The 26512-nt window shown below is 53.4% G+C and carries 19 protein-coding genes, 5 tRNA genes and 3 rRNA genes; 23 read left to right on the top strand and 4 right to left on the bottom strand.

Annotated features, from left to right (window positions below):
• The first annotated feature begins 5 nt into the window (after positions 1–5).
• The 6 genes from ubiJ to tatD all read left to right on the top strand — a co-directional run bounded on the left by ubiJ (position 6) and on the right by tatD (position 4821).
• Positions 6–611: a ubiquinone biosynthesis protein UbiJ gene (ubiJ, locus tag MY052_RS22955; protein ID WP_248537919.1), complete on the top strand. Its 606-nt coding sequence runs from the start codon at positions 6–8 to the stop codon at positions 609–611.
• Positions 608–2248, top strand: coding sequence for a ubiquinone biosynthesis regulatory protein kinase UbiB (gene ubiB / locus MY052_RS22950; protein ID WP_202216786.1), 1641 nt, complete (start codon positions 608–610; stop codon positions 2246–2248). The genes ubiJ and ubiB overlap by 4 nt, the downstream gene beginning before the upstream one ends.
• Positions 2249–2449: 201 nt before the next feature.
• The gene (gene tatA / locus MY052_RS22945; protein WP_035894425.1) at positions 2450–2704 is read left to right on the top strand and encodes a Sec-independent protein translocase subunit TatA; all 255 of its coding nucleotides are present in this window, start codon (positions 2450–2452) and stop codon (positions 2702–2704) included.
• A gap of 3 nt (positions 2705–2707) precedes the next feature.
• On the top strand, positions 2708–3229 hold the full coding sequence (gene tatB, locus MY052_RS22940) for a Sec-independent protein translocase protein TatB (protein ID WP_035894426.1): 522 nt from the start codon (positions 2708–2710) through the stop codon (positions 3227–3229).
• Between the two features lie 2 nt (positions 3230–3231).
• Complete coding sequence (tatC, locus tag MY052_RS22935) at positions 3232–3996, top strand: Sec-independent protein translocase subunit TatC (protein WP_035894427.1); 765 nt, start codon at positions 3232–3234, stop codon at positions 3994–3996.
• 30 nt (positions 3997–4026) lie between these two features.
• Positions 4027–4821, top strand: a complete 795-nt coding sequence (tatD, locus tag MY052_RS22930; protein WP_167540414.1) for a 3'-5' ssDNA/RNA exonuclease TatD — start codon at positions 4027–4029, stop codon at positions 4819–4821.
• A 1-nt stretch (position 4822) separates the two neighbouring features.
• Here the strand turns inward: tatD and rfaH are convergent, their stop codons facing one another.
• The gene (gene rfaH, locus MY052_RS22925; RefSeq protein WP_035894429.1) at positions 4823–5311 is read right to left on the bottom strand and encodes a transcription/translation regulatory transformer protein RfaH; all 489 of its coding nucleotides are present in this window, start codon (positions 5309–5311) and stop codon (positions 4823–4825) included.
• Between the two features lie 163 nt (positions 5312–5474).
• Here rfaH and ubiD point away from each other — a divergent pair, with 163 nt between their 5' ends.
• A complete protein-coding gene (gene ubiD / locus MY052_RS22920; RefSeq protein WP_035894430.1) occupies positions 5475–6953 on the top strand; it encodes a 4-hydroxy-3-polyprenylbenzoate decarboxylase in 1479 nt (492 codons plus the stop codon).
• A gap of 87 nt (positions 6954–7040) precedes the next feature.
• The gene (fre, locus tag MY052_RS22915; RefSeq protein ID WP_248537918.1) at positions 7041–7742 is read left to right on the top strand and encodes an NAD(P)H-flavin reductase; all 702 of its coding nucleotides are present in this window, start codon (positions 7041–7043) and stop codon (positions 7740–7742) included.
• Between the two features lie 172 nt (positions 7743–7914).
• Here the strand turns inward: fre and fadA are convergent, their stop codons facing one another.
• On the bottom strand, positions 7915–9078 hold the full coding sequence (gene fadA / locus MY052_RS22910; RefSeq protein ID WP_248537917.1) for an acetyl-CoA C-acyltransferase FadA: 1164 nt from the start codon (positions 9076–9078) through the stop codon (positions 7915–7917).
• 9 nt (positions 9079–9087) lie between these two features.
• Positions 9088–11277, bottom strand: coding sequence for a fatty acid oxidation complex subunit alpha FadB (gene fadB, locus MY052_RS22905; protein ID WP_248537916.1), 2190 nt, complete (start codon positions 11275–11277; stop codon positions 9088–9090).
• A gap of 191 nt (positions 11278–11468) precedes the next feature.
• Here fadB and pepQ point away from each other — a divergent pair, with 191 nt between their 5' ends.
• From pepQ to birA, 10 genes are all read left to right on the top strand, one after another.
• Positions 11469–12800 (top strand): Xaa-Pro dipeptidase, encoded by a 1332-nt coding sequence (gene pepQ, locus MY052_RS22900; RefSeq protein ID WP_248537915.1) that lies wholly within the window; start codon positions 11469–11471, stop codon positions 12798–12800.
• Positions 12800–13414 carry an IMPACT family protein gene (locus MY052_RS22895; RefSeq protein ID WP_035894435.1) on the top strand — a complete coding sequence of 205 codons (615 nt, stop codon included), beginning with the start codon at positions 12800–12802 and terminating at the stop codon, positions 13412–13414. Before pepQ ends, MY052_RS22895 begins: the two co-directional genes overlap by 1 nt.
• A gap of 42 nt (positions 13415–13456) precedes the next feature.
• Positions 13457–14908, top strand: a complete 1452-nt coding sequence (trkH, locus tag MY052_RS22890; RefSeq protein WP_035894436.1) for a Trk system potassium transporter TrkH — start codon at positions 13457–13459, stop codon at positions 14906–14908.
• A 12-nt stretch (positions 14909–14920) separates the two neighbouring features.
• Complete coding sequence (gene hemG / locus MY052_RS22885) at positions 14921–15454, top strand: menaquinone-dependent protoporphyrinogen IX dehydrogenase (protein WP_248537914.1); 534 nt, start codon at positions 14921–14923, stop codon at positions 15452–15454.
• A 387-nt stretch (positions 15455–15841) separates the two neighbouring features.
• Positions 15842–17381 (top strand): 16S ribosomal RNA (locus tag MY052_RS22880).
• 85 nt (positions 17382–17466) lie between these two features.
• Positions 17467–17542, top strand: a tRNA-Glu gene (locus tag MY052_RS22875).
• Positions 17543–17761: 219 nt separating this feature from the next.
• Positions 17762–20669 (top strand): 23S ribosomal RNA (locus tag MY052_RS22870).
• A gap of 94 nt (positions 20670–20763) precedes the next feature.
• Positions 20764–20879 (top strand): 5S ribosomal RNA (gene rrf / locus MY052_RS22865).
• The 16S, 23S and 5S rRNA genes sit together here with 1 tRNA gene alongside, the layout of an rRNA operon.
• 294 nt (positions 20880–21173) lie before the next feature.
• A complete protein-coding gene (gene murB / locus MY052_RS22860; protein ID WP_248537913.1) occupies positions 21174–22202 on the top strand; it encodes a UDP-N-acetylmuramate dehydrogenase in 1029 nt (342 codons plus the stop codon).
• On the top strand, positions 22199–23161 hold the full coding sequence (gene birA, locus MY052_RS22855; RefSeq protein WP_035897764.1) for a bifunctional biotin--[acetyl-CoA-carboxylase] ligase/biotin operon repressor BirA: 963 nt from the start codon (positions 22199–22201) through the stop codon (positions 23159–23161). The genes murB and birA overlap by 4 nt, the downstream gene beginning before the upstream one ends.
• A 37-nt stretch (positions 23162–23198) precedes the next feature.
• Here the strand turns inward: birA and coaA are convergent, their stop codons facing one another.
• The gene (gene coaA, locus MY052_RS22850) at positions 23199–24149 is read right to left on the bottom strand and encodes a type I pantothenate kinase (RefSeq protein WP_035897768.1); all 951 of its coding nucleotides are present in this window, start codon (positions 24147–24149) and stop codon (positions 23199–23201) included.
• Between the two features lie 413 nt (positions 24150–24562).
• Here coaA and MY052_RS22845 point away from each other — a divergent pair.
• The 5 genes from MY052_RS22845 (at position 24563) to tuf (ending at position 26309) form a co-directional block, all read left to right on the top strand.
• Positions 24563–24638, top strand: a tRNA-Thr gene (locus MY052_RS22845).
• Between the two features lie 10 nt (positions 24639–24648).
• Positions 24649–24733, top strand: a tRNA-Tyr gene (locus MY052_RS22840).
• Between the two features lie 119 nt (positions 24734–24852).
• A tRNA-Gly gene (locus MY052_RS22835) sits at positions 24853–24927 on the top strand.
• Between the two features lie 5 nt (positions 24928–24932).
• Positions 24933–25008, top strand: a tRNA-Thr gene (locus MY052_RS22830).
• 116 nt (positions 25009–25124) lie between these two features.
• On the top strand, positions 25125–26309 hold the full coding sequence (gene tuf, locus MY052_RS22825) for an elongation factor Tu (protein WP_046491013.1): 1185 nt from the start codon (positions 25125–25127) through the stop codon (positions 26307–26309).
• The last annotated feature ends 203 nt before the right edge of the window (positions 26310–26512 follow it).

Raw genomic sequence — 26512 nt, 5'->3', positions numbered from 1 at the left:
GCCATATGCCTTTAAAACCCTTAGTGACCGGCAGTATTGAAACCGCCATTAATGCGCTGCTATGGCGTGAAAAGGCGTTGAAACCTGCCCGTCAGCGTCTTATCGGAAAAGTATTACGCATTGAGCTGAAAGAGTTTTCTTCTCCGCTGGTGCTGATTTTTAGTGAGCGTCAGGTTGACGTCGTCGGCGCGTGGGACGGCGAGGCGGATTGCACCGTTATTACCCGTGTTAGCGTATTGCCTCAACTGCGCAACCGTCAGCAGCTCACGGCGCTCATCCGCAATAACGACCTGGAAGTGCAGGGCGATCTTCAGGTAGTGCAAAACCTGGTTTCGCTGGCGGATCTGGCGGAGTTCTCTCCTGCAGAAGTGCTGGCGCCCTATACCGGTGATGTGGCGGCAGAGGGGATCAGCAAAGCGCTGCGCGGTGGGGCGAAGTTCATTCAGCACGGGCTGGCACGCCAGCAGCGCTATGTGGCGGAAACCCTGACTGAAGAGTGGCGACTGGCTCCCGGCGCGCTGGAAGTGGCCTGGTTTGCGGAAGAAACAACGGCCGTTGAACGTGATGTTGCCGCGCTGACGAAACGGTTGGAAAAACTGGAGGGGAAATGACGCCTGGAGAATTACGGCGCCTGTATTTTATCATCCGCACCTTTTTGAGTTACGGGCTTGATGAGCTCATTCCCAAAATGCGTATCACACTGCCGCTGCGCATTGGGCGGCGGCTGCTGTTCTGGATGCCGAATCGCCATAAGGATAAATCGTTAGGCGAACGTCTGCGTCTGGCATTACAGGAGCTTGGCCCGGTATGGATCAAGTTTGGGCAGATGCTCTCTACCCGCCGCGACCTTTTCCCTCCGCAAATTGCCGACCAGCTCATCATGCTGCAAGACCGCGTGGCACCGTTCGACGGTAAGCTGGCGAAACAGCAGATTGAAAAATCGATGGGCGATATTCCCGTTGAAAGCTGGTTTGATGATTTTAGCATCGAGCCGCTGGCTTCGGCCTCCATTGCCCAGGTGCACACTGCTCGCCTGAAAGAGAACGGCAAAGAGGTGGTCATTAAGGTTATCCGCCCGGATATTTTGCCGATTATCAAAGCGGACATGAAGCTTATCTATCGCCTGGCGCGCTGGGTACCTCGCCTGCTGCCGGACGGTCGTCGTCTGCGCCCGCTTGAAGTGGTGCGTGACTATGAAAAAACGCTTATTGACGAACTGAACCTGCTGCGCGAAGCGGCAAACGCCATTCAGCTGCGCCGTAACTTCGAAAACAGCCCGATGCTATACGTGCCGGAAGTCTATTCCGACTACTGCCGCGTTGACATGCTGGTGATGGAGCGCATCTACGGTATTCCGGTCTCTGACGTAGAAACACTGGAAAAACAGAATACCAATATGAAACTGCTGGCCGAACGCGGCGTGCAGGTCTTCTTCACCCAGGTGTTCCGCGACAGCTTCTTCCACGCGGACATGCACCCGGGGAATATTTTCGTCAGCTATGAGCACCCGGAAGACCCGCAGTACATCGGCATCGACTGCGGTATCGTTGGCTCGCTCAACAAAGACGACAAGCGCTATCTGGCGGAAAACTTTATTGCCTTCTTTAACCGCGATTACCGTAAGGTGGCAGAACTGCACGTCGATTCAGGCTGGGTTCCAGCGGACACCAACGTGGAAGAATTTGAGTTTGCTATCCGCACCGTCTGTGAGCCTATTTTTGAAAAACCGCTGGCTGAGATCTCCTTCGGCCACGTGCTGCTGAACCTGTTTAACACCGCCCGACGCTTCAATATGGAAGTTCAGCCGCAGCTGGTGTTGCTACAAAAGACATTACTTTACGTAGAAGGGGTAGGACGTCAGCTCTATCCTCAGTTAGATTTATGGAAGACGGCGAAGCCTTTCCTTGAGTCATGGCTGAAAGACCAGGTTGGTATTCCGGCACTGGTTCGCGCCCTGAAGGACAAAGCGCCGTTCTGGATTGAAAAGATGCCGGAACTGCCGGAGCTGGTATATGACAGCCTTCGTCAGAGTAAGCAGGTTCAGGCGAGCCTTGAGAAACTCTCGCAGAATCTGACGACGCATCATACCCGTCAGGGGCAATCGCGTTATCTCTTTGGTATAGGCGCGGTTTTACTCCTGAGCGGTACAATATTGCTCGTTAATCGCCCGGAATGGGGCCTGACACCCGCATGGCTTATGGCCGGAGGGCTGGTGGTATGGTTCGCCGGGTGGCGGAAGACGCGCTGAATTATGCGTCGCTAAGAGAGCGCTGCATAACGTATAATGCGCGCTGATTATTTCATCATCTATGCACAAAATCATTCAAGCTGCATCAAGGCGGCAAGTGAGTGAATCCTCAGGAGCTTACTGTAGTAAGTGACTGGGGTGAACGAACGCAGCCAACGCAGAGGCAGCTTGAAGGATGAAGTGTATATCAGAGGGACATGTATGGGTGGTATTAGTATTTGGCAGTTGCTGATTATCGTCGTTATCGTAGTTCTGCTTTTCGGGACTAAAAAGCTGAGCTCACTGGGATCCGATTTAGGTTCGTCTATCAAAGGCTTTAAAAAAGCCATGAGTGATGAAGACGACACCAAAAACAAAGCGGACCAGGATGCAGATTTCACTGCAAAATCAATCACTGATAAGCAGGAAAGTGCAAAGAAAGACGAAGCGAAACGCCACGACAACGAGCAGGTGTAATTCGTGTTTGATATTGGTTTCAGTGAACTGCTGCTGGTGTTTATTATAGGCCTTGTTGTGCTGGGGCCAAAACGCTTACCGGTAGCAGTGAAGACGGTTGTTGGCTGGATCCGCGCGCTGCGCTCTCTGGCAACAACCGTACAAAACGAGCTGACGCAGGAGCTTAAACTCCAGGAATTTCAGGACAGCCTGAAAAAAGTGGAGAAAGCGAGTCTGGATAACCTGACGCCAGAACTGAAGGCCTCCATGGACGAGCTGCGTGAAGCTGCAGAGTCGATGAAGCGTTCTTATACGGCGAACGACCCTGAAAAGGCGAGCGACGAGGCCAATACCATCCATAACCCGGTGGTGAAGGATAAGGACGCTGTGAAGCCGGAAGTTGCTGAGCCGCACGTTGACGAGCCTAAAGCGTCGTCAGCGGAGGCACCTGCGCCTGACGCCGAGGCAGTAAAGCCTGTAGAGAAAGAAAAAGTCCCTGCGGCCGCTGTTCCTGATTCATCCCCCGCATCGAGTGATAAACCGTAAACATGAGCGTAGAAGATACTCAACCGCTGATCGCTCATTTGATTGAGCTACGCAAGCGCCTGCTCAACTGCATCATTGCGGTCATCGTGATTTTCCTGGCGTTGGTCTACTTCGCCAATGACATCTATCAGATGGTCTCCGCCCCGCTGATTAAGCAGATGCCGGCTGGCGCGACGATGATTGCCACCGACGTGGCGTCGCCGTTCTTTACGCCTATCAAGCTGACCTTTATGGTCTCGCTGATTCTGTCCGCCCCGGTCATCCTGTATCAGGTTTGGGCATTTGTGGCACCTGCGCTGTACAAGCATGAACGTCGATTGGTCGTGCCGCTGCTGGTTTCCAGTACTCTACTGTTCTACATCGGCATGGCGTTCGCCTACTTTGTGGTGTTCCCGCTGGCATTTGGCTTCCTGACGCATACCGCGCCGGAAGGGGTGCTGGTCTCGACCGATATTAAGAGCTACCTCGATTTTGTCATGTCGCTGTTCATTGCGTTCGGCGTGTCGTTCGAGGTGCCGGTGGCGATTGTGCTGCTCTGCTGGGTGGGTGTTACCACGCCGGACGATCTACGGAAAAAACGCCCGTACGTGCTGGTTGGCGCCTTCGTTGTTGGCATGCTGCTAACGCCGCCGGATGTGTTCTCGCAAACGCTGCTGGCGATTCCGATGTACTGTTTGTTTGAAGTGGGGGTTTTCTTCTCTCGCTTCTACGCTGGGAAGCGGCTAACGCGTGATGAAGACGCGGAAGAAGAACAAGCTGAAGAATAATCACCAACCGCCCGCCAGGGCGGTTGTCATATGGGAGTGATGATGTTTGACATTGGGGTCAATCTGACCAGTTCACAGTTTGCTCGCGATCGCGATGAAGTGGTCGCACGAGCACGCACCGCCGGTGTACACGGCATGCTGCTAACGGGCACAAACCTTCACGAAAGCGAAGAAGCGCAGCGGCTGGCTGAACGCTTTGAATGCTGCTGGTCTACCGCTGGCGTGCATCCGCATGATGCCAGCAGCTGGTCTGCGGAAGTCGCTGAAGCCATCTACACGCTGGTCAATAAGCCGGAGGTGGTGGCGGTGGGCGAGTGTGGTCTCGATTTTAATCGCAACTTCTCTACGCCAGCCGAACAGGAAGTGGCGTTTACCGCGCAGCTGGCAATGGCCGCTGAACTCGGCATGCCGGTGTTTCTACACTGCCGCGACGCGCACGACCGTTTTCTCACCCTGCTGGAACCGTGGCTCGACCATCTACCTGGCGCGGTGCTGCACTGCTTTACCGGAACGCGGCATGAAGCGCAGGCGTGCCTGGATCGCGGGCTGTCGATTGGCATTACCGGCTGGGTATGCGATGAGCGTCGTGGACTCGAACTTCGCGAACTGCTGCCGATGATTCCGGCGGACAGGTTACTGCTGGAAACGGATGCACCGTACCTGCTGCCGCGCGATATGATGCCAAAGCCAGCCTCACGGCGTAATGAACCTGCCTACGTGACGCATATTCTGGAGCGAGTTGCGAATTGGCGCGGTGAAGAGGCGCAATGGCTGGAAGCCGTCACGGACAATAACGCCAGACGGCTGTTTAATATCCACTTTTAAGTCAGGCTTTGCGGAAATCGGTGTTTTTAACGCTCTGCTTAATCTGTTTATTCAGCAGGTTGAGCAGCAGCATTGAACGTGCTTCACCGTCCGGCTCGGCAAAGATTGCCTGCAGCCCTTCGAACGCACCTTCGGTGATCACCACGCTGTCGCCAGGGTACGGCGTTTCCGGGTCGGTAATATCGTCAGGTTTATAAATGGAAAGCTGATGGATAACCGAAGACGGCACCGTTGCCGGGCTCATCCCAAAACGAACAAAATGGCTGACGCCGCGGGTGGCGTTGATGGTGGTGGTGTGAATAACCTCAGGGTCAAATTCCACAAACAGATAGTTCGGGAACAGCGGCTCACTGACTGACGTGCGTTTCCCTCGCACCATTTTCTCCAGGGTGATCATTGGCGTCAGGCAGTTGACCGCCTGTCGTTCCAGATGTTCCTGGGCACGCTGAAGTTGCCCGCGTTTGCAGTATAGTAAGTACCAGGCTTGCATAATGACTCATTTCCGCTGTTTAGCGCGAAAGCATAACAAAAGTACGGCTAAATCGCGATGTTGATTATTACTGCCTTGATTTACTTTAATTTAACAAAAATACAGCATCACAGGACCATTCGCCGTATACTAAGGCGCTTACCAGGAGGCCAAGAATTACCCCATGAAATACCATGACCTACGCGACTTTCTGACATTGCTCGAACAGCAGGGCGAGCTAAAACGTATTAGCCTCCCGGTTGATCCCCATCTGGAAATTACCGAAATTGCCGATCGCACGCTGCGTGCCGGTGGTCCAGCGCTGCTGTTTGAAAATCCAAAGGGTTACGACATGCCAGTGCTGTGCAACCTGTTCGGCACGCCTAGGCGAGTCGCGATGGGGATGGGGCAGGAAGATGTTAGCGCATTGCGCGAAGTGGGTAAGCTCTTAGCCTTTCTGAAAGAACCGGAGCCGCCGAAAGGCTTCCGCGACCTGTTCGACAAGCTGCCGCAGTTTAAGCAGGTGTTGAACATGCCAACCAAACGCCTGCGCGGCGCCCCTTGCCAGCAAAAGATTATCGCCGGTGATGACGTTGATTTGTCCCGCATTCCGGTGATGACCTGCTGGCCAGAAGATGCCGCGCCGCTGATTACCTGGGGTCTGACGGTGACCCGTGGCCCGCATAAAGAGCGGCAGAACCTGGGTATCTATCGCCAGCAGGTGATTGGCAAAAACAAACTGATTATGCGCTGGCTGTCGCATCGCGGCGGCGCGCTGGACTTCCAGGAGTGGTGTGCGGCGCATCCGGGCGAACGCTTCCCGGTATCCGTTGCGCTTGGCGCTGACCCGGCGACCATTCTGGGCGCGGTAACGCCGGTGCCGGATACGCTCTCTGAGTATGCTTTTGCGGGCCTGCTGCGCGGTACTAAAACGGAAGTGGTGAAGTGTATTTCTAACGATCTGGAAGTGCCCGCCAGCGCGGAAATCGTGCTGGAAGGGTATATCGAGATTGGCGAGATGGCACCGGAAGGCCCGTATGGCGACCATACCGGTTATTACAACGAAGTGGATAGCTTCCCGGTCTTCACCGTCACGCATATTACCCAGCGTGAAGATGCTATCTACCACTCCACGTATACCGGTCGTCCGCCGGATGAACCCGCGGTGCTGGGCGTGGCGCTGAATGAAGTCTTCGTGCCAATCCTGCAAAAACAGTTCCCGGAGATTGTTGATTTCTACCTGCCGCCGGAAGGGTGTTCCTATCGCCTTGCCGTGGTGACGATGAAAAAACAGTATGCGGGGCATGCAAAACGCGTAATGATGGGCGTATGGTCGTTTTTACGCCAATTTATGTACACAAAATTCGTGATTGTCTGCGATGATGACGTCAACGCACGTGACTGGAACGATGTGATATGGGCGATTACCACCCGAATGGATCCCGCTCGGGATACGGTTCTGGTCGAGAACACGCCGATTGATTATCTGGATTTCGCCTCGCCGGTTTCCGGCCTGGGGTCGAAAATGGGCCTGGATGCCACCAATAAATGGCCTGGGGAAACCCAGCGCGAATGGGGCCGTCCTATTAAGAAAGATCCCGCCGTTACGGCGCGTATCGATGAAATCTGGGACGAGCTGGCCATTTTCTCCGACGATAAATGATAATGATCTCCTTTGAGACCTTCACGCCGCAGACAACGCATCCGCAGCGTGAAGTGTGATGAGGAAAAGACCCGACAGAGGGAGCGCATGACAACCTTAAGCTGTAAAGTGACCTCGGTGGACGCCATTACCGATACGGTATATCGCGTTCGTTTAGTACCCGAAGCTGACTTCTCATTTCGTGCCGGGCAGTACCTGATGGTCGTAATGGATGAACGTGACAAGCGCCCGTTCTCTATGGCTTCTACGCCGGATGAAAAGGCGTTTATTGAGCTGCATATCGGCGCGTCAGAGCTGAACCTGTACGCCATGGCGGTAATGGACCGCATCCTCAAAGAACGTGAAGTGGTTGTCGATATCCCACACGGGGAAGCCTGGCTGCGTGAAGAAGACGATCGTCCGTTAGTGCTGATTGCTGGCGGCACCGGCTTCTCTTATGTGCGTTCAATTCTGCTGACCGCGTTGACGCAAAACCCGAACCGCGAAGTGGCGATTTACTGGGGTGGCCGTGAAGAGAAGCATCTGTACGATCTCTCTGAGCTGGAAGCACTGTCGGTAAATCATCCGAACCTGCGCGTGGTGCCGGTAGTTGAGCAGCCGGAAGAAGAGTGGCGCGGACGTTCTGGTACCGTACTGACGGCGGTGCTGCAAGATTACGGCACGCTGGCGGATCACGATATTTATATCGCTGGTCGTTTTGAAATGGCGAAGATTGCCCGTGACCTGTTCTGCAACGAACGTCAGGCGCGCGAAGATCGCCTGTTCGGCGATGCGTTTGCCTTTATCTGATAAGCAATAAAAAACCCGCCCCTGACAGGCGGGAAGAACGGCAACTAAACTTTGTTGTGTTGTCGACAGGTGCGACGCTTGCGTCGCCATCCGGCGTGTTTGTCGGGGCGCTATGCTTGCCCGGCAAACCATAACGGTATACTGCGCGCCCCGACTAACGGGGCGCGTTTTTTTATACGCGCTCGATAACCGTCGCGATGCCCTGACCTAAGCCGATGCACATGGTTGCCAGACCAAACTGGACATCCTTGCGCTCCATCAGGTTCAGCAGGGTGGTGCTAATACGCGTACCGGAACATCCGAGCGGGTGGCCCAGCGCGATCGCGCCGCCGTTAAGGTTTATCTTCTGGTCAATCTGCTCCATCAGCCCCAGATCCTTAATGCATGGCAGGATCTGCGCGGCAAACGCTTCGTTCATCTCAAACAGATCGATATCGTTCACGCTCAGGCCGGCTTTCTTCAGCGCCAGCTTCGAGGCCGGAACCGGGCCGTAACCCATAATGGATGGGTCGCAGCCGACCACCGCCATCGAACGGATACGCGCGCGCGGCGTTAAGCCCAGCTCGCGAGCGCGGCTTTCGCTCATCACCAGCATGGCGGAAGCGCCGTCGGAAAGTGCAGAAGAGGTGCCTGCCGTTACCGTTCCCGTCACCGGGTCGAAGGCCGGTTTCAGCGTTGAAAGCGCTTCAACGGTGGTCTCCGGACGAATGACCTCATCATAGTTAAACTGCTTCAGTACGCCGTCTGCATCATGGCCGCCGGTCGGAATGATTTCATTCTTAAAGGCACCAGATTGTGTTGCAGCCCAGGCGCGAGCGTGGGAACGAGCGGCAAACGCGTCCTGCATTTCACGGCTGATACCGTGCATACGGGAGAGCATTTCAGCCGTGAGTCCCATCATGCCTGCGGCTTTCGCCACGTTACGGCTCATGCCCGGGTGGAAATCGACGCCGTGGCTCATTGGCACGTGGCCCATATGCTCTACGCCGCCAACCAGACAGACCTGTGCGTCGCCGGTCATGATCATGCGGGCCGCATCGTGCAGCGCCTGCATGGAAGAACCACACAGACGGTTCACGGTCACTGCCGGTACTGAATGCGGGATTTCCGCCAGCAGCGACGCGTTACGGGCGATGTTAAAGCCTTGCTCCAGCGTCTGCTGCACGCAGCCCCAGTAGATGTCGTCGATGGCGGCCGCTTCCAGCGCGGGGTTACGCGCCAGCAGGCTGCGCATCAGGTGCGCGGAGAGATCCTCGGCGCGCACGTTACGGAACGCACCGCCTTTGGAACGGCCCATCGGGGTACGAATTGCATCAACAATAACAACCTGTTCCATCGTGACTCCTTAAGCCGTTTTCAGCTCACCAGCCGGACTGGCTGGCTCAACTGGAGGATAATACGCTTCGTTATGGCGCGCTTTGTCGCGCAGGCCGGCCGGGACTTCATACAACGGACCGAGGTGCTGATATTGCTGCGCCATATCAAGGTACTTCGCGCTGCCGAGCGTATCCAGCCAGCGGAACGCGCCGCCGTGGAATGGAGGGAAGCCCAGGCCGTAGACCAGCGCCATGTCGGCTTCTGCCGGGCTGGCGATAATGCCTTCTTCCAAGCAACGCACCACTTCGTTGACCATTGGGATCATCATGCGGGCAATGATCTCGTCGTCGCTGAAGTCGCGCTTCGGCTGGCTAACGTCTGCCAGCAGGCTATCGACCGCCGCGTCTTCTTCTTTCTTCGGTTTGCCTTTGCTGTCTTCTTTATAGCGCCAGAAGCCCAGGCCGTTTTTCTGGCCGTAGCGGCTGGCGTCGAACAACGCATCGATAGCGTCGCGATAATCTTTCTGCATACGCTGAGGGAAACCGGCCGCCATCACCGCCTGCGCATGGTGCGCGGTATCAATCCCGACCACGTCGAGCAGGTAGGCTGGGCCCATCGGCCAACCGAACTGTTTCTCCATGACCTTATCCACCTTGCGGAAGTCCGCGCCGTCGCGCAGCAACTGGCTGAAACCAGCAAAGTACGGGAACAGTACGCGGTTAACGAAAAAGCCAGGGCAGTCGTTGACCACGATAGGTGTTTTGCCCATCTGGCTCGCCCAGGCGACCACTTTCGCAATGGTGCTTTCTGAAGTTTTCTTACCGCGGATGATTTCAACCAGCGGCATACGGTGCACCGGGTTGAAGAAGTGCATGCCGCAGAAGTTTTCCGGGCGCTCCAGCGCATCGGCCAGTTCACCGATAGGAATGGTTGAGGTGTTAGAAGCCAGGACGGTATCCGGGCGCACTTTCTGCTCGGTTTCTGCCAGTACCGCTTTTTTCACCTTCGGGTTTTCCACGACGGCTTCAACGACCACATCAACGCGGTCGAAACCGGCATACTCCAGCGTCGGCTGAATAGTTGAAATCACGCTTGCCAGCTTCAGACCGTTGATTTTGCCGCGTTCAAGCTGCTTGTTGAGCAGTTTGCTGGCTTCGGTCATGCCGAGGGTCAGCGATTTTTCATTTATATCCTTCATGATAACCGGCACGCCTTTCCAGGCAGACTGGTAAGCGATCCCACCGCCCATGATGCCTGCACCCAGTACGGCGGCATGTTTTGGCGGTTCGATGTGTTTGGTCAGTTTCTTCGCCTGACCTTTTACGTATTGGTCGTTGAGGAAAATACCGACCAGCGCACGGGCTTCATTAGAGTGGGCCAGTGGAACAAAACTTTTGTTTTCCAGATTGAGCGCTTCTTCGCGGCCAAAGCGCGCGGCGGCTTCAATCGTTTTTACCGCCGTGATTGGCGCGGGGTAGTGTTTACCCGCCGTCTGCATCACCATCGCTTTAGCAATAGAGAAACTCATGGTGGCTTCAATCTTGCTGAGCTTCAGCGGCTCAAGTTTCGGCTGGCGCTTGGCCTTCCAGTCGAGGTCGCCGTTAATCGCCTGACGCAGTACCGCCAGCGCGCCATCGATTAGTTTTTCCTGCTTCACGACGCCGTCGACCAGGCCAATCTTCAGCGCTTGATCGGCTCCGACATCTTTACCGGCGGCGATGATTTCCAGCGCACTATCGGCACCCAGCAGACGCGGCATACGTACAGAGCCGCCAAAGCCCGGCATGATGCCCAGCTTGGTTTCCGGCAGACCGATACGCAGATCTGGCGTTGCCAGACGGTAGTCGGTGGCCAGCACGCATTCGCAGCCGCCGCCTAGCGCATAGCCGTTGACGGCAGAGATAGTTGGGACCGGCAAATCTTCCAGACGGTTGAAGACGCTGTTGGCGAAGTGCAGCCACTGGCTGAACTGTTCTTCTGGCACCAGGAACAGCGAAAGGAATTCGGTGATATCCGCGCCGACAATAAAGGCCGCCTTTTCAGAGCGAAGCAGCAGCCCCTTCAGCTCTTTTTGTTTTTCGAGGACGTCGAGCGCCTGCCCGAGGCTGGCTACGGTTGCGGTATCTAATTTGTTAACTGAGCCTGGGGCATCGAACACCAGTTCGGCAATGCCATCTTCTAGCCAGTTGAGGTACAGGGTGTCGCCTTTGTAGAGCATGTCAGTCTCCTGAATCCAGCAAAGTGATCTGGTCATACCAGATAATCAGGAGTGTGTATTTTGTGTTAAATAAATGCAAATAAGACTTTAAATATTTGCTGGTCGGATCACGTCCGGCGGAAATCACGCAGGGTGGGAGAGGTGTGCTAATATGCGGTGACTAAAGGGTAAAAAAATCAGAAGGGTAAATCATGGAATCTCTGGCCGCACTCTATAAAAATCATATCGTTACCTTACAAGAGCGGGCACGTAACGCACTCGACCGTTTCAAACTCGATGCGCTGCTTATCCACTCTGGCGAGCTGATGAATGTTTTTCTGGATGACCACGCGTACCCGTTCAAGGTCAACCCGCAGTTCAAAGCATGGGTGCCGGTGACTCAGGTGCCAAACTGCTGGCTGCTGGTGGATGGCGTTAATAAACCAAAGCTGTGGTTCTACCTGCCGGTTGATTACTGGCACAACGTCGAACCGCTGCCGACTTCGTTCTGGACAGAAGAGGTTGAAGTTATTGCGCTGCCAAAAGCGGACGGCATTGGCAGCCAGCTGCCCGCTGCACGTGGCAACATCGGCTATATTGGTCCGGTTCCGGAGCGTGCGCTGGGCTTGGGCATTGCTGCGAGCAACATCAACCCGAAAGGGGTGATTGACTACCTGCACTATTATCGCGCCTATAAGACTGACTATGAGCTGGCGTGTATGCGTGAAGCGCAGAAGATGGCGGTCAACGGCCACCGTGCGGCAGAGGAAGCCTTCCGTTCCGGCATGAGCGAGTTTGATATCAACCAGGCCTATCTGACGGCTACCGGTCATCGCGACACCGATGTGCCTTACGGCAACATCGTGGCGCTGAACGAGCATGCGTCGGTGCTGCACTACACCAAGCTGGATCACCGCGCACCAGCTGAAATCCGCAGCTTCCTGCTGGATGCTGGGGCGGAATATAACGGCTATGCCGCTGACCTTACCCGTACCTGGGCGGCACACAGCGACAATGAATTTGCTCAGTTGATTAAAGATGTGAACACTGAACAGCTGGCGCTGATTGCCACCATGAAGGCGGGCACCAGCTACGTGGATTACCACATCCAGTTCCATCAGCGTATCGCCAAACTGCTGCGTAAGCATCAGATAGTCACCGATATGAGCGAAGAAGCGATGGTCGAAAATGACCTGACTGGACCGTTTATGCCGCACGGTATTGGCCACCCGCTTGGCCTGCAGGTGCATGACGTCGCTGGCTTTATGCAGGATGACACCGGCACGCATCTGGCAGCACCGTCTAAGTATCCATACCTGCGCTGCACCCGCGTGCTGCAACCCGGCATGGTGCTGACCATCGAACCGGGCATCTACTTTATTGAGTCTCTGCTCGCGCCGTGGCGTGAAGGTCAGTTCAGCAAGCACTTCAACTGGCAGAAAATTGAAGTGCTGAAGCCGTTTGGCGGCATTCGTATTGAAGATAACGTGGTTATTCACGAGAACAATATCGAAAACATGACGCGTGACCTGAAACTGGCGTAATGGAAAGCTGGCGAATACCGGCCGAGCCGGTCACCTTCGTTGAAGAGATAAAGAAGAGTCGTTTCATCACCCTGTTGGCGCACACCGACGGGGTGGTGGCGGCGAAAGCGTTCGTTGAGTCAGTACGTGCTGAACACCCGGATGCCCGCCACCACTGCGTGGCGTGGGTGGCGGGTCGACCGGATGATTCACAGCAGCTTGGCTTCTCTGATGATGGTGAACCGGCGGGTACGGCCGGTAAACCGATGCTCGCTCAGCTGATGGGCAGCGGTGTCGGTGAAATCACCGCCGTAGTGGTTCGCTACTACGGTGGTATCTTGTTAGGTACCGGTGGGCTGGTAAAAGCCTACGGCGGTGGCGTGCAGCAGGCGCTCAATCTGCTGACAACGCAGATCAAAACGCCGTTAACCGAATATACTCTGCTATGTGAATACGGACAGCTTGCGGGCATTGAGTCGCTGGTTGGGCAGTATGCCGGGCAGATTGTTGCCAGTGATTATCAGGCGTCGGTACAGCTCCGTATCGCGCTGCCGCAGGCAAAAGTGCATGATTTTTCCGCAAGACTGGCGGATTTTAGTCGTGGTTCATTGCAATTGTTGGCGATTGACGAATAATCCCCCTCCTGACTTTTTTGATTATCAAAGGACGCGCCGGAAATGCATTTTCGTGCCATTACTCGAATTGTTGGACTTCTGGTCATCTTATTCTCGGGGACAATGATCCTCCCGGGATTGGTGGCTCTGATTTACCGCGATGGCGCCGGGCGCGCATTTACTCAAACCTTTTTTGTCGCGCTGGTGATTGGTTCGCTGCTGTGGTGGCCGAACCGTCGGGAGAAGGGCGAACTGAAATCGCGCGAAGGCTTCCTGATTGTTGTTCTGTTCTGGACGGTGCTGGGCAGCGTGGGTGCGCTACCGTTTATCTTCTCTGAACAGCCGAACCTGACGGTCACCGATGCGTTCTTTGAATCGTTCTCCGGTTTAACAACCACCGGGGCGACCACGCTGGTGGGGCTGGACTCGCTGCCCCACGCCATCCTTTTCTATCGACAAATGCTGCAGTGGTTTGGCGGGATGGGGATCATTGTGCTGGCGGTGGCAATCCTGCCTATTCTTGGCGTAGGTGGGATGCAGCTATATAGAGCGGAAATGCCGGGGCCGCTGAAGGACAACAAGATGCGCCCGCGAATTGCCGAAACGGCGAAAACGCTGTGGCTCATTTACGTACTATTAACTGTGGCCTGTGCGCTGGCGCTGTGGTTTGCCGGGATGCCCGCGTTTGATGCGATTGGCCACAGCTTTGCGACTATTGCCATCGGCGGCTTCTCCACGCATGACGCCAGCGTTGGCTTCTTTAATAGTCCCACCATCAATACCATTATTGCTATCTTCCTGCTGATCTCCGGCTGTAACTACGGCCTGCACTTCTCTTTATTAAGTGGACGCAGCCTGAAGGTGTACTGGCGTGACCCGGAATTCCGCATGTTTATCGGGGTACAACTGACGCTGGTGATTATCTGCACCCTGGTGCTGTGGTTCCATGACATCTATAGCTCGGCGGTGACGACGCTTAACCAGGCGTTCTTCCAGGTGGTCTCGATGGCGACGACCGCGGGCTTTACTACCGACAGCATCGCGCGCTGGCCGCTGTTCCTGCCGGTTCTTCTTTTATGTTCCGCCTTTATCGGTGGCTGTGCAGGTTCAACGGGTGGTGGTTTGAAGGTCATTCGTATCCTGCTGCTGTTCAAACAGGGGAACCGCGAGCTGAAACGCCTGGTTCACCCGAATGCGGTCTACAGCATTAAACTGGGTAACCGTGCGCTTCCGGAACGTATCCTTGAGGCGGTATGGGGATTCTTCTCCGCCTACGCGCTGGTCTTTATTATTAGCATGCTGGCAATCATCGCGACCGGTGTGGATGACTTCTCTGCGTTTGCCTCTGTGGTGGCGACGTTGAACAACCTCGGCCCTGGGCTCGGCGTGGTGGCGGATAACTTTGCCAGCATGAATCCGGTGGCGAAGTGGATCCTGATTGCGAATATGCTGTTTGGTCGTCTTGAGGTCTTTACGCTGCTGGTGCTGTTTACCCCAACATTCTGGCGCGAATAACAGGAGTCAGCGTTGAAAACATTAATGCTCTTTTCTACCCGTGATGGGCAGACGCGCGAAATTGCGGCCTATCTTTGCTCGCAGCTCAGTGAGCTGGGCGTGGATACCGCTATGGTGGACTTGAATCGTACGGAAAGTATTGATTGGCAGCTGTATGACCGGGTGGTGATTGGCGCTTCTATTCGTTACGGCCATTTCCATTCTGCGCTCGATCGTTTTGTTAAGAAGAACACGACGGCGCTGCAGGCGATTCCGAGCGCGTTCTTTGCGGTGAATCTGGTAGCACGCAAACCAGAGAAGCGTTCTCCGCAGACCAACAGCTATACACGTAAGTTCCTGCTGCGTTCACCATGGCAGCCAGACGCCTGCGCCGTGTTCGCTGGCGCGCTACGTTACCCTCGCTATCGTTGGTTTGACCGCTTCATGATTCGCCTCATTATGAAGATGACCGGTGGGGAAACGGATACCAGTAAAGAAGTGGTGTATACCGACTGGGAGCAGGTGGCCGGATTTGCCAAAGAATTAGCGCAACTTTCGCCCAAATAGGGCGCTAAATCGACGCATTGCCTGGAAAGTGAGCGAACGAAAAGTTTTTTAAGATTTATGCTTGCGGGATCTCAATTACTCCCTATAATGCGGCCCCACTGAGACGGAACAACGGCAAACAAGCCGCCGGGTCAGCGAGGTTCTCCTGAGAACTTCGACAGAGAAAAGCGAAATTAAACGCTTGACTCTGAAAGAGGAAAGCGTAATATACGCCACCTCGCGACAGTGAGCGAAAGCCGTGTTGCACTGCTCTTTAACAATTTATCAGACAATCTGTGTGGGCACTCGAAGATACGGATTCTTAACGTCGCAAGACGATAAATGAATACCAAGTCTCTGAGTGAACACGTAATTCATTACGAAGTTTAATTCACGAGCATCAAACTTAAATTGAAGAGTTTGATCATGGCTCAGATTGAACGCTGGCGGCAGGCCTAACACATGCAAGTCGAACGGTAGCACAGAGAGCTTGCTCTTGGGTGACGAGTGGCGGACGGGTGAGTAATGTCTGGGAAACTGCCCGATGGAGGGGGATAACTACTGGAAACGGTAGCTAATACCGCATAACGTCGCAAGACCAAAGTGGGGGACCTTCGGGCCTCACACCATCGGATGTGCCCAGATGGGATTAGCTGGTTGGTGAGGTAATGGCTCACCAAGGCGACGATCCCTAGCTGGTCTGAGAGGATGACCAGCCACACTGGAACTGAGACACGGTCCAGACTCCTACGGGAGGCAGCAGTGGGGAATATTGCACAATGGGCGCAAGCCTGATGCAGCCATGCCGCGTGTATGAAGAAGGCCTTCGGGTTGTAAAGTACTTTCAGCGAGGAGGAAGGCATTAAGGTTAATAACCTTAGTGATTGACGTTACTCGCAGAAGAAGCACCGGCTAACTCCGTGCCAGCAGCCGCGGTAATACGGAGGGTGCAAGCGTTAATCGGAATTACTGGGCGTAAAGCGCACGCAGGCGGTCTGTCAAGTCGGATGTGAAATCCCCGGGCTCAACCTGGGAACTGCATTCGAAACTGGCAGGCTAGAGTCTTGTAGAGGGGGGTAGAATTCCAGGTGTAGCGGTGAAATGCGTAGAGATCTGGAGGAATACCGGTGGCGAAGGCGGCCCCCTGGACAAAGACTGACGCTCAGGTGCGAAAGCGTGGGGAGCAAACAGGATTAGATACCCTGGTAGTCCACGCCGTAAACGATGTCTATTTGGAGGTTGTTCCCTTGAGGAGTGGCTTCCGGAGCTAACGCGTTAAATAGACCGCCTGGGGAGTACGGCCGCAAGGTTAAAACTCAAATGAATTGACGGGGGCCCGCACAAGCGGTGGAGCATGTGGTTTAATTCGATGCAACGCGAAGAACCTTACCTACTCTTGACATCCAGAGAACTTAGCAGAGATGCTTTGGTGCCTTCGGGAACTCTGAGACAGGTGCTGCATGGCTGTCGTCAGCTCGTGTTGTGAAATGTTGGGTTAAGTCCCGCAACGAGCGCAACCCTTATCCTTTGTTGCCAGCGGTTCGGCCGGGAACTCAAAGGAGACTGCCAGTGATAAACTGGAGGAAGGTGGGGATGACGTCAAGTCATCATGGCCCTTACGAGTAGGGCTACACACGTGCTACAATGGCATATACAAAGAGAAGCGACCTCGCGAGAGCAAGCGGACCTCATAAAGTATGTCGTAGTCCGGATTGGAGTCTGCAACTCGACTCCATGAAGTCGGAATCGCTAGTAATCGTAGATCAGAATGCTACGGTGAATACGTTCCCGGGCCTTGTACACACCGCCCGTCACACCATGGGAGTGGGTTGCAAAAGAAGTAGGTAGCTTAACCTTCGGGAGGGCGCTTACCACTTTGTGATTCATGACTGGGGTGAAGTCGTAACAAGGTAACCGTAGGGGAACCTGCGGTTGGATCACCTCCTTACCTTAAAGAAGCGTTCTTTGAAGTGCTCACACAGATTGTCTGATGAAAAGTAAATAGCAAGGCGTCTTGCGATTGAGACTTCAGTGTCCCCTTCGTCTAGAGGCCCAGGACACCGCCCTTTCACGGCGGTAACAGGGGTTCGAATCCCCTAGGGGACGCCACTTGCTGGTTTGTGAGTGAAAGTCGCCGACCCCAATATCTCAAAACTTACCTTCGGGTGACGTTTGAGATATTTGCTCTTTAAAAATCTGGATCAAGCTGAAAATTGAAACAGCACACTGAATTCTGTTCTCCGTAATAAGAACAGACTGAGGTGTGTTTGAGTCTCTCAAATTTTTGCAGCACGATGATGAATCGAAAGAAACATCTTCGGGTTGTGAGGTTAAGCGACTAAGCGTACACGGTGGATGCCCTGGCAGTCAGAGGCGATGAAGGACGTGCTAATCTGCGATAAGCGTCGGTAAGGTGATATGAACCGTTATAACCGACGATTTCCGAATGGGGAAACCCAGTGTGTTTCGACACACTATCATTACGTGAATACATAGCGTAATGAAGCGAACCGGGGGAACTGAAACATCTAAGTACCCCGAGGAAAAGAAATCAACCGAGATTCCCCCAGTAGCGGCGAGCGAACGGGGAGCAGCCCAGAGCCTGAATCAGCATGTGTGATAGTGGAACGGTATGGAAAGGCCGGCGATACAGGGTGATAGCCCCGTACACAAAATTGCATGTGTTGTGAGCTCGATGAGTAGGGCGGGACACGTGGTATCCTGTCTGAATATGGGGGGACCATCCTCCAAGGCTAAATACTCCTGACTGACCGATAGTGAACCAGTACCGTGAGGGAAAGGCGAAAAGAACCCCGGCGAGGGGAGTGAAAAAGAACCTGAAACCGTGTACGTACAAGCAGTGGGAGCATCCTTCGGGGTGTGACTGCGTACCTTTTGTATAATGGGTCAGCGACTTATATTCTGTAGCAAGGTTAACCGAATAGGGGAGCCGCAGGGAAACCGAGTCTTAACTGGGCGTTAAGTTGCAGGGTATAGACCCGAAACCCGGTGATCTAGCCATGGGCAGGTTGAAGGTTGGGTAACACTAACTGGAGGACCGAACCGACTAATGTTGAAAAATTAGCGGATGACTTGTGGCTGGGGGTGAAAGGCCAATCAAACCGGGAGATAGCTGGTTCTCCCCGAAAGCTATTTAGGTAGCGCCTCGTGAACTCATCTTCGGGGGTAGAGCACTGTTTCGGCTAGGGGGTCATCCCGACTTACCAACCCGATGCAAACTACGAATACCGAAGAATGTTATCACGGGAGACACACGGCGGGTGCTAACGTCCGTCGTGAAGAGGGAAACAACCCAGACCGCCAGCTAAGGTCCCAAAGTCACAGTTAAGTGGGAAACGATGTGGGAAGGCTCAGACAGCCAGGATGTTGGCTTAGAAGCAGCCATCATTTAAAGAAAGCGTAATAGCTCACTGGTCGAGTCGGCCTGCGCGGAAGATGTAACGGGGCTAAACTGTGCACCGAAGCTGCGGCAGCGACACTATGTGTTGTTGGGTAGGGGAGCGTTCTGTAAGCCTGCGAAGGTGTCCTGTGAGGGATGCTGGAGGTATCAGAAGTGCGAATGCTGACATAAGTAACGATAATGCGGGTGAAAAACCCGCACGCCGGAAGACCAAGGGTTCCTGTCCAACGTTAATCGGGGCAGGGTGAGTCGACCCCTAAGGCGAGGCCGAAAGGCGTAGTCGATGGGAAACAGGTTAATATTCCTGTACTTGGTGTTACTGCGAAGGGGGGACGGAGAAGGCTATGTTAGCCGGGCGACGGTTGTCCCGGTTTAAGCATGTAGGCGGGAAGTTTAGGTAAATCCGGACTTCTTTTAACGCTGAGGTGTGATGACGAGGCACTACGGTGCTGAAGTAACAAATGCCCTGCTTCCAGGAAAAGCCTCTAAGCATCAGGTAACATCAAATCGTACCCCAAACCGACACAGGTGGTCAGGTAGAGAATACCAAGGCGCTTGAGAGAACTCGGGTGAAGGAACTAGGCAAAATGGTGCCGTAACTTCGGGAGAAGGCACGCTGATATGTAGGTGAAGTGATTTACTCATGGAGCTGAAATCAGTCGAAGATACCAGCTGGCTGCAACTGTTTATTAAAAACACAGCACTGTGCAAACACGAAAGTGGACGTATACGGTGTGACGCCTGCCCGGTGCCGGAAGGTTAATTGATGGGGTTAGCGGCAACGCGAAGCTCTTGATCGAAGCCCCGGTAAACGGCGGCCGTAACTATAACGGTCCTAAGGTAGCGAAATTCCTTGTCGGGTAAGTTCCGACCTGCACGAATGGCGTAATGATGGCCAGGCTGTCTCCACCCGAGACTCAGTGAAATTGAACTCGCTGTGAAGATGCAGTGTACCCGCGGCAAGACGGAAAGACCCCGTGAACCTTTACTATAGCTTGACACTGAACACTGGTCCTTGATGTGTAGGATAGGTGGGAGGCTTTGAAGCGCGGACGCCAGTTCGTGTGGAGCCAACCTTGAAATACCACCCTTTAATGGCTGGTGTTCTAACGTAGACCCGTAATCCGGGTTGCGGACAGTGTCTGGTGGGTAGTTTGACTGGGGCGGTCTCCTCCTAAAGAGTAACGGAGGAGCACGAAGGTTAGCTAATCCTGGTCGGACATCAGGAGGTTAGTGCAAAGGCATAAGCTAGCTTGACTGCGAGAGTGACGGCTCGAGCAGGTGCGAAAGCAGGTCTTAGTGATCCGGTGGTTCTGTATGGAAGGGCCATCGCTCAACGGATAAAAGGTACTCCGGGGATAACAGGCTGATACCGCCCAAGAGTTCATATCGACGGCGGTGTTTGGCACCTCGATGTCGGCTCATCACATCCTGGGGCTGAAGTAGGTCCCAAGGGTATGGCTGTTCGCCATTTAAAGTGGTACGCGAGCTGGGTTTAGAACGTCGTGAGACAGTTCGGTCCCTATCTGCCGTGGGCGCTGGAGAATTGAGGGGGGCTGCTCCTAGTACGAGAGGACCGGAGTGGACGCATCACTGGTGTTCGGGTTGTCATGCCAATGGCATTGCCCGGTAGCTAAATGCGGAAAAGATAAGTGCTGAAAGCATCTAAGCACGAAACTTGCCCCAAGATGAGTTCTCCCTGACTCTTTAAGAGTCCTGAAGGAACGTTGAAGACGACGACGTTGATAGGCTGGGTGTGTAAGTGTAGCGATACATTGAGCTAACCAGTACTAATGAACCGTGAGGCTTAACCTTACAACGCCGAAGATGTTTTGGCGAAAGAGACATTGATTTCAGCTTGATTACAGATTACATCAGAACGCAAAAAGCGGTCTGATAACAGAATTTGCCTGGCGGCTGTAGCGCGGTGGTCCCACCTGACCCCATGCCGAACTCAGAAGTGAAACGCCGTAGCGCCGATGGTAGTGTGGGGTCTCCCCATGCGAGAGTAGGGAACTGCCAGGCATCAATTAAGTGAAGAAGCCCATCCTGACGGATGGGCTTTTTTGCGTGTGTGGAAAAGGAAAGCGCGGTGAGGCTTCCGGGATCGCTGCGCTCGCCCGGTCTGCAACACGTCTGGTAGCCCGGACGAGGCGTTCACGCCGACTCCGGGGATGCACGCTGCCGGATGGCGGCGAAAAACACCTTATCCTACCTATTGTTTGTACCTACGTTGATATTTTCTCCCTCTATATAACAGCAAGCCTTCCCCGAGCAGATACGGTAAACTATCGGCGATTTAGCATCAGGAAAGCAGCTATGACCCATTCCCTAAAACCCTTGAATACCTTCGGCATTGACCACTGTGCAAAGCACATCGTATGCGCTGAAAACGAACAACAATTACTGAGCGCCTGGCAGCAATCTACCCGTGAAGGGCTGCCAGTTATGATCCTGGGTGAAGGAAGTAACGTCCTGTTTCTGGAAGATTATTCCGGGACAGTGATCCTTAACCGCTTGAAGGGTATTGAGGTTAGTGAAACGGCTGATGCATGGCATCTGCACGTTGGTGCGGGAGAGAACTGGCATAATCTGGTTCGCTATGCACTGGATAACAACATGCCTGGCCTCGAAAATCTGGCGCTTATTCCTGGCTGTGCCGGGTCATCCCCGATTCAGAATATCGGTGCCTATGGTGTTGAGCTGCAGCAAGTCTGCGAATATGTCGATTGCATCGAACTTGCTACCGGTGAACGTAAACGACTTAGTGCGAAGGACTGTCAATTCGGCTACCGCGACAGCATCTTCAAACACGCCTATCAGGACCGCTTTGCTATTGTTGCCGTTGGATTCCGGCTCACGAAAGTGTGGAAACCCGTGTTAACGTACGGAGATCTTACGCGTCTTGACCCTGAAACGGTGACCCCGCGTGAAGTATTCGACTCTGTTTGCCATATGCGTATGACTAAATTGCCCGACCCCAAGGTCAACGGCAACGCAGGCAGCTTCTTTAAGAATCCAGTCGTTAGTGCTGAGTATGCGCAAGCGCTGCTGGTAAACTTTCCGAAAGCGCCACATTATCCTCAGGCCGATGGCAGCGTTAAGCTAGCAGCTGGCTGGCTTATCGATCAGTGCCAGTTGAAAGGCCATATTGAGGGAGGTGCTGCGGTGCATCAACAGCAAGCGCTGGTACTGGTCAACGTCGGCAGCGCGCAGAGCTGCGATGTGGTCAAGCTAGCACACCATGTCCGCCAGCAGGTGGGCGACAAATTTAACGTCTGGCTTGAGCCTGAAGTCCGCTTTATTGGACAAACAGGTGAAGTAAATGCGGTTGAGGTAATCAAATGAAAGATAATACGGTGCCATTAACGCTCATTTCCTTGCTAGCCGATGGTGATTTCCACTCCGGAGAGCAGCTGGGGGAGAAGCTTGGCATGAGCCGCGCGGCGATCAACAAACATATCCAGACGTTACGCGACTGGGGTGTTGATGTCTTTACCGTTCCCGGTAAGGGCTACTGCCTGCCGGAGCCAATCCAGCTATTGGAAGCGGAGCGGATTCAACGTGCTGTGGATTATGGGGATGTGGCCGTACTGCCGGTGATTGACTCTACCAACCAATATTTGCTCGATCGCATTGGTGAATTGAAATCCGGTGATGCCTGTGTGGCTGAATATCAGCAGGCTGGCCGAGGCCGCCGCGGTCGTAAGTGGTTCTCACCGTTCGGCGCTAACCTCTATTTGTCCATGTACTGGCGCTTAGAGCAGGGGCCTGCCGCAGCGATTGGCCTAAGTTTGGTTATCGGTATTGTCATGGCCGAAGTATTACAAAGTTTGGGCGCCGAGAAGGTTCGGGTGAAGTGGCCAAATGACCTCTATCTCAACGACCGCAAACTGGCCGGCATTCTGGTGGAACTGACCGGTAAAACCGGTGATGCTGCGCAAATTGTCATTGGTGCTGGGATTAACCTTGTGATGCGTCGCGTCGAAAACGATGTCATTAATCAGGGGTGGATTAACCTACAGGAGGCGGGGATCGTTATCGATCGCAATGTCCTGGCGGCGAGGTTGATCAATGAATTACATGACGCGCTGCACCTCTTTGAACAGGAGGGATTAGCCCCATATCTGTCCCGTTGGGATAAATTAGATAACTTTATTAACCGTCCAGTGAAATTAATTATCGGTGATAAAGAGATATTTGGTATTTCCCGTGGGATCGATACTCAAGGTGCTTTATTACTGGAGCAGGAAGGGGTGATTAAACCCTGGATGGGCGGCGAAATTTCGCTACGTAGCGCAGAATAAAAAAAGGGAGCCGCGGCTCCCTTTTCTTTTATCTCGATTATTTCCGAAGACGAACTTGCTCAACAGAGTGGTTGGCGCTTTTTGTCAGGATCAGACTTGCGCGCTCACGCGTTGGTAGGATATTTTCGTTTAAATTCCTGAGGTTAATCTCATTCCACAATGAAGTCGCAACGTTAATTGCCTCTTCTTTAGAAAGCTGTGCATAGTTATGGAAATAAGAATCTGGATCGGTGAAGGCACCTTCGCGGAATTTCAGGAAACGATTGATATACCAGGATTGTAATAACTGCTCCGGAGCATCGACATAAATAGAGAAATCAACGAAATCGGATACAAATACATGGTGTGGGTCGTGAGGATAATCCATTCCGCTTTGTAGTACATTGAGCCCCTCCAGAATGAGTATATCTGGGTGGGTGACCGTTTTATCGCCATCAGGAATAACATCATAAATAAGATGGGAATAAACCGGTGCCGTCACGTCCGGTACTCCTGACTTCAGGTCAGAGACAAACTTCACCAGTCGATGCATATCATAAGACTGTGGGAAGCCTTTCTTCTTCATCAACCCGCGCTCTTTCAACACCTCATTAGGGTGCAGGAAGCCATCGGTGGTAATGAGCTCAACGCGGCGATGCTCTGGCCAGCGGCTGAGAAGCGCCTGGAGAACACGAGCGGTTGTACTTTTACCTACCGCCACGCTGCCGGCGATGCTGATGATATAAGGAATACGCTGGCCGTTGGTGCCAAGGAACTGTTCCAGTACCGCCTGGCGACGCAGGTTAGAACTAATATAGAAGTTCAGTAAACGGGACAAAGGCAAATAGATCTCCGCCACTTCCTCTAGCGACAGATCTTCGTTGATACCTTTTAAGCGTGTAATTTCGCCTTCAGTCAGGGTCATTGGCACGGAATCGCGAAGCGCCGCCCACTGGCTACGATCGAACTGTAGATAAGGTGTCATTAACGTTTGCTCTTGTTTTCTCATAAGCATGTTCTGGCTGCCGCGCTGATAACACGCGACGCTTCACATTCAGTTAATCAGGACAATGGGCAGGAGGTTAACACCAGATGGATTATAAAAAGAAGAAAAAATCCAAATGAGTGGTGCTTTCGTGAGAAAACCCCAGAGTTTGTTGCCAATGCAACCAGCGAGCGTAAGTGATAGGGAATAGTAAAGAAGCGAAGCCGCTAATGACGACAGCTAGTCGGGAGCTACTAGACCTGAAATGGCAACAGCAAGCCGCAGAGAATAGAGAGAATTGCGCTATTTTTGTTCACGAAAATACCATTTTGCTGAGTTTTTACGCGTGAACGCACAAAACATGAGCAATAGAACATTTTATGCAAATTTTTAGTTGCATGTCGCCGCAGGTCTCCATAGAATGCGCGCTACTTGATGCCGACTTAGCTCAGTAGGTAGAGCAACTGACTTGTAATCAGTAGGTCACCAGTTCGATTCCGGTAGTCGGCACCATCAAGTACCTGGTGGGGTTCCCGAGCGGCCAAAGGGAGCAGACTGTAAATCTGCCGTCACAGACTTCGAAGGTTCGAATCCTTCCCCCACCACCACTTTCCGGCTAAGCATTGCGAAGCCAGAGTTGGTCGGTAAAATGACGAACTCAAACAAAGAAAAGAGAGCAATCTCTTTTTTTTGGCACAGAAAGAACTGGGTAGCCGAGTTTTAGGATGCGGGCATCGTATAATGGCTATTACCTCAGCCTTCCAAGCTGATGATGCGGGTTCGATTCCCGCTGCCCGCTCCAGACGTGCTGATATGGCTCAGTTGGTAGAGCGCACCCTTGGTAAGGGTGAGGTCCCCAGTTCGACTCTGGGTATCAGCACCACTTCTCTTCTCCCTCCCGTTTCTCTCTGTTTAAATTAATGCATTCAACATGTCAGGCTTTTAGTCTGGTTGATGTGGTGATATCACCGATTTATCCGTGTATTAGAGGGACTATCGATGTCTAAAGAAAAATTTGAACGTACCAAACCGCACGTCAACGTCGGTACTATCGGCCACGTTGACCATGGTAAAACTACCCTGACTGCTGCAATCACTACCGTACTGGCTAAAACCTACGGCGGTGCTGCTCGTGCTTTCGACCAGATCGATAACGCACCAGAAGAAAAAGCTCGTGGTATCACCATCAACACTTCCCACGTTGAATATGACACCCCGACTCGCCACTACGCACACGTAGACTGCCCAGGCCACGCCGACTATGTTAAAAACATGATCACCGGTGCTGCGCAGATGGACGGCGCGATCCTGGTTGTTGCTGCGACTGATGGCCCTATGCCACAGACTCGTGAGCACATCCTGCTGGGTCGTCAGGTAGGCGTTCCTTACATCATCGTGTTCCTGAACAAATGTGACATGGTTGATGACGAAGAGCTGCTGGAACTGGTTGAAATGGAAGTTCGTGAACTTCTGTCCCAGTACGACTTCCCAGGTGATGATACCCCAATCATCCGTGGTTCTGCTCTGAAAGCGCTGGAAGGCGAAGCAGAGTGGGAAGCGAAAATCATCGAACTGGCTGGCTTCCTGGATTCTTACATCCCAGAACCAGAACGTGCTATCGATAAGCCGTTCCTGCTGCCAATCGAAGACGTATTCTCCATCTCCGGTCGTGGTACCGTTGTTACCGGTCGTGTAGAGCGCGGTATCATCAAAGTTGGTGAAGAAGTTGAAATCGTTGGTATCAAAGAGACTGCTAAGTCTACCTGTACCGGCGTTGAAATGTTCCGCAAACTGCTGGACGAAGGCCGTGCTGGTGAGAACGTTGGTGTTCTGCTGCGTGGTATCAAACGTGAAGAAATCGAACGTGGTCAGGTTCTGGCTAAGCCAGGCTCTATCAAGCCGCACACCAAGTTCGAATCTGAAGTGTACATTCTGTCCAAAGACGAAGGCGGCCGTCATACTCCGTTCTTCAAAGGCTACCGTCCACAGTTCTACTTCCGTACTACTGACGTGACCGGTACCATCGAACTGCCAGAAGGCGTTGAGATGGTAATGCCAGGCGACAACATCAAGATGGTTGTGACTCTGATCCACCCAATCGCGATGGACGACGGTCTGCGTTTCGCAATCCGTGAAGGCGGTCGTACCGTTGGCGCGGGCGTTGTTGCCAAAGTAATGAGCTAATTGCTGATAACATTTGACGCAATGCGCAATAAAAGGGCATCATTTGATGCCCTTTTTGTACGCTGTCGAACCAGAACCTGGCTCATCAGTGATTATTTTTGCCATAATCATTGCTGAGACAGGCTCTGTAGAGGGCGTTTAGTCCGAAACTTACTTTCGGTTTGGATCGCCTCGCTCTCGCGGGGTGGAAATGTTTGTAGAAT

This window comes from Kluyvera ascorbata (assembly GCF_023195735.1).
GTDB classification, from domain to species: Bacteria; Pseudomonadota; Gammaproteobacteria; order Enterobacterales; family Enterobacteriaceae; genus Kluyvera; species Kluyvera ascorbata.
Note: the sequence above shows the minus strand (reverse complement) of the source record. Positions and strands in the feature narration are given on the sequence as shown.

Bases quoted from the DNA above. Each gene is read 5' to 3' on its own strand.
- ubiD (WP_035894430.1), top strand. From the start codon at position 5,475: ATGAAATACCATGACCTACGCGACTTTCTGACATTGCTCGAACAGCAG.
- fadA (WP_248537917.1), bottom strand. From the start codon at position 9,078: ATGGAACAGGTTGTTATTGTTGATGCAATTCGTACCCCGATGGGCCGT.
- fadB (WP_248537916.1), bottom strand. From the start codon at position 11,277: ATGCTCTACAAAGGCGACACCCTGTACCTCAACTGGCTAGAAGATGGC.
- tatD (WP_167540414.1), top strand. From the start codon at position 4,027: ATGGGAGTGATGATGTTTGACATTGGGGTCAATCTGACCAGTTCACAG.
- tuf (WP_046491013.1), top strand. From the start codon at position 25,125: ATGTCTAAAGAAAAATTTGAACGTACCAAACCGCACGTCAACGTCGGT.
- trkH (WP_035894436.1), top strand. From the start codon at position 13,457: ATGCATTTTCGTGCCATTACTCGAATTGTTGGACTTCTGGTCATCTTA.
- birA (WP_035897764.1), top strand. From the start codon at position 22,199: ATGAAAGATAATACGGTGCCATTAACGCTCATTTCCTTGCTAGCCGAT.
- MY052_RS22895 (WP_035894435.1), top strand. From the start codon at position 12,800: ATGGAAAGCTGGCGAATACCGGCCGAGCCGGTCACCTTCGTTGAAGAG.
- ubiJ (WP_248537919.1), top strand. From the start codon at position 6: ATGCCTTTAAAACCCTTAGTGACCGGCAGTATTGAAACCGCCATTAAT.
- tatC (WP_035894427.1), top strand. From the start codon at position 3,232: ATGAGCGTAGAAGATACTCAACCGCTGATCGCTCATTTGATTGAGCTA.
- fre (WP_248537918.1), top strand. From the start codon at position 7,041: ATGACAACCTTAAGCTGTAAAGTGACCTCGGTGGACGCCATTACCGAT.
- tatA (WP_035894425.1), top strand. From the start codon at position 2,450: ATGGGTGGTATTAGTATTTGGCAGTTGCTGATTATCGTCGTTATCGTA.
- murB (WP_248537913.1), top strand. From the start codon at position 21,174: ATGACCCATTCCCTAAAACCCTTGAATACCTTCGGCATTGACCACTGT.
- pepQ (WP_248537915.1), top strand. From the start codon at position 11,469: ATGGAATCTCTGGCCGCACTCTATAAAAATCATATCGTTACCTTACAA.
- ubiB (WP_202216786.1), top strand. From the start codon at position 608: ATGACGCCTGGAGAATTACGGCGCCTGTATTTTATCATCCGCACCTTT.
- rfaH (WP_035894429.1), bottom strand. From the start codon at position 5,311: ATGCAAGCCTGGTACTTACTATACTGCAAACGCGGGCAACTTCAGCGT.
- coaA (WP_035897768.1), bottom strand. From the start codon at position 24,149: ATGAGAAAACAAGAGCAAACGTTAATGACACCTTATCTACAGTTCGAT.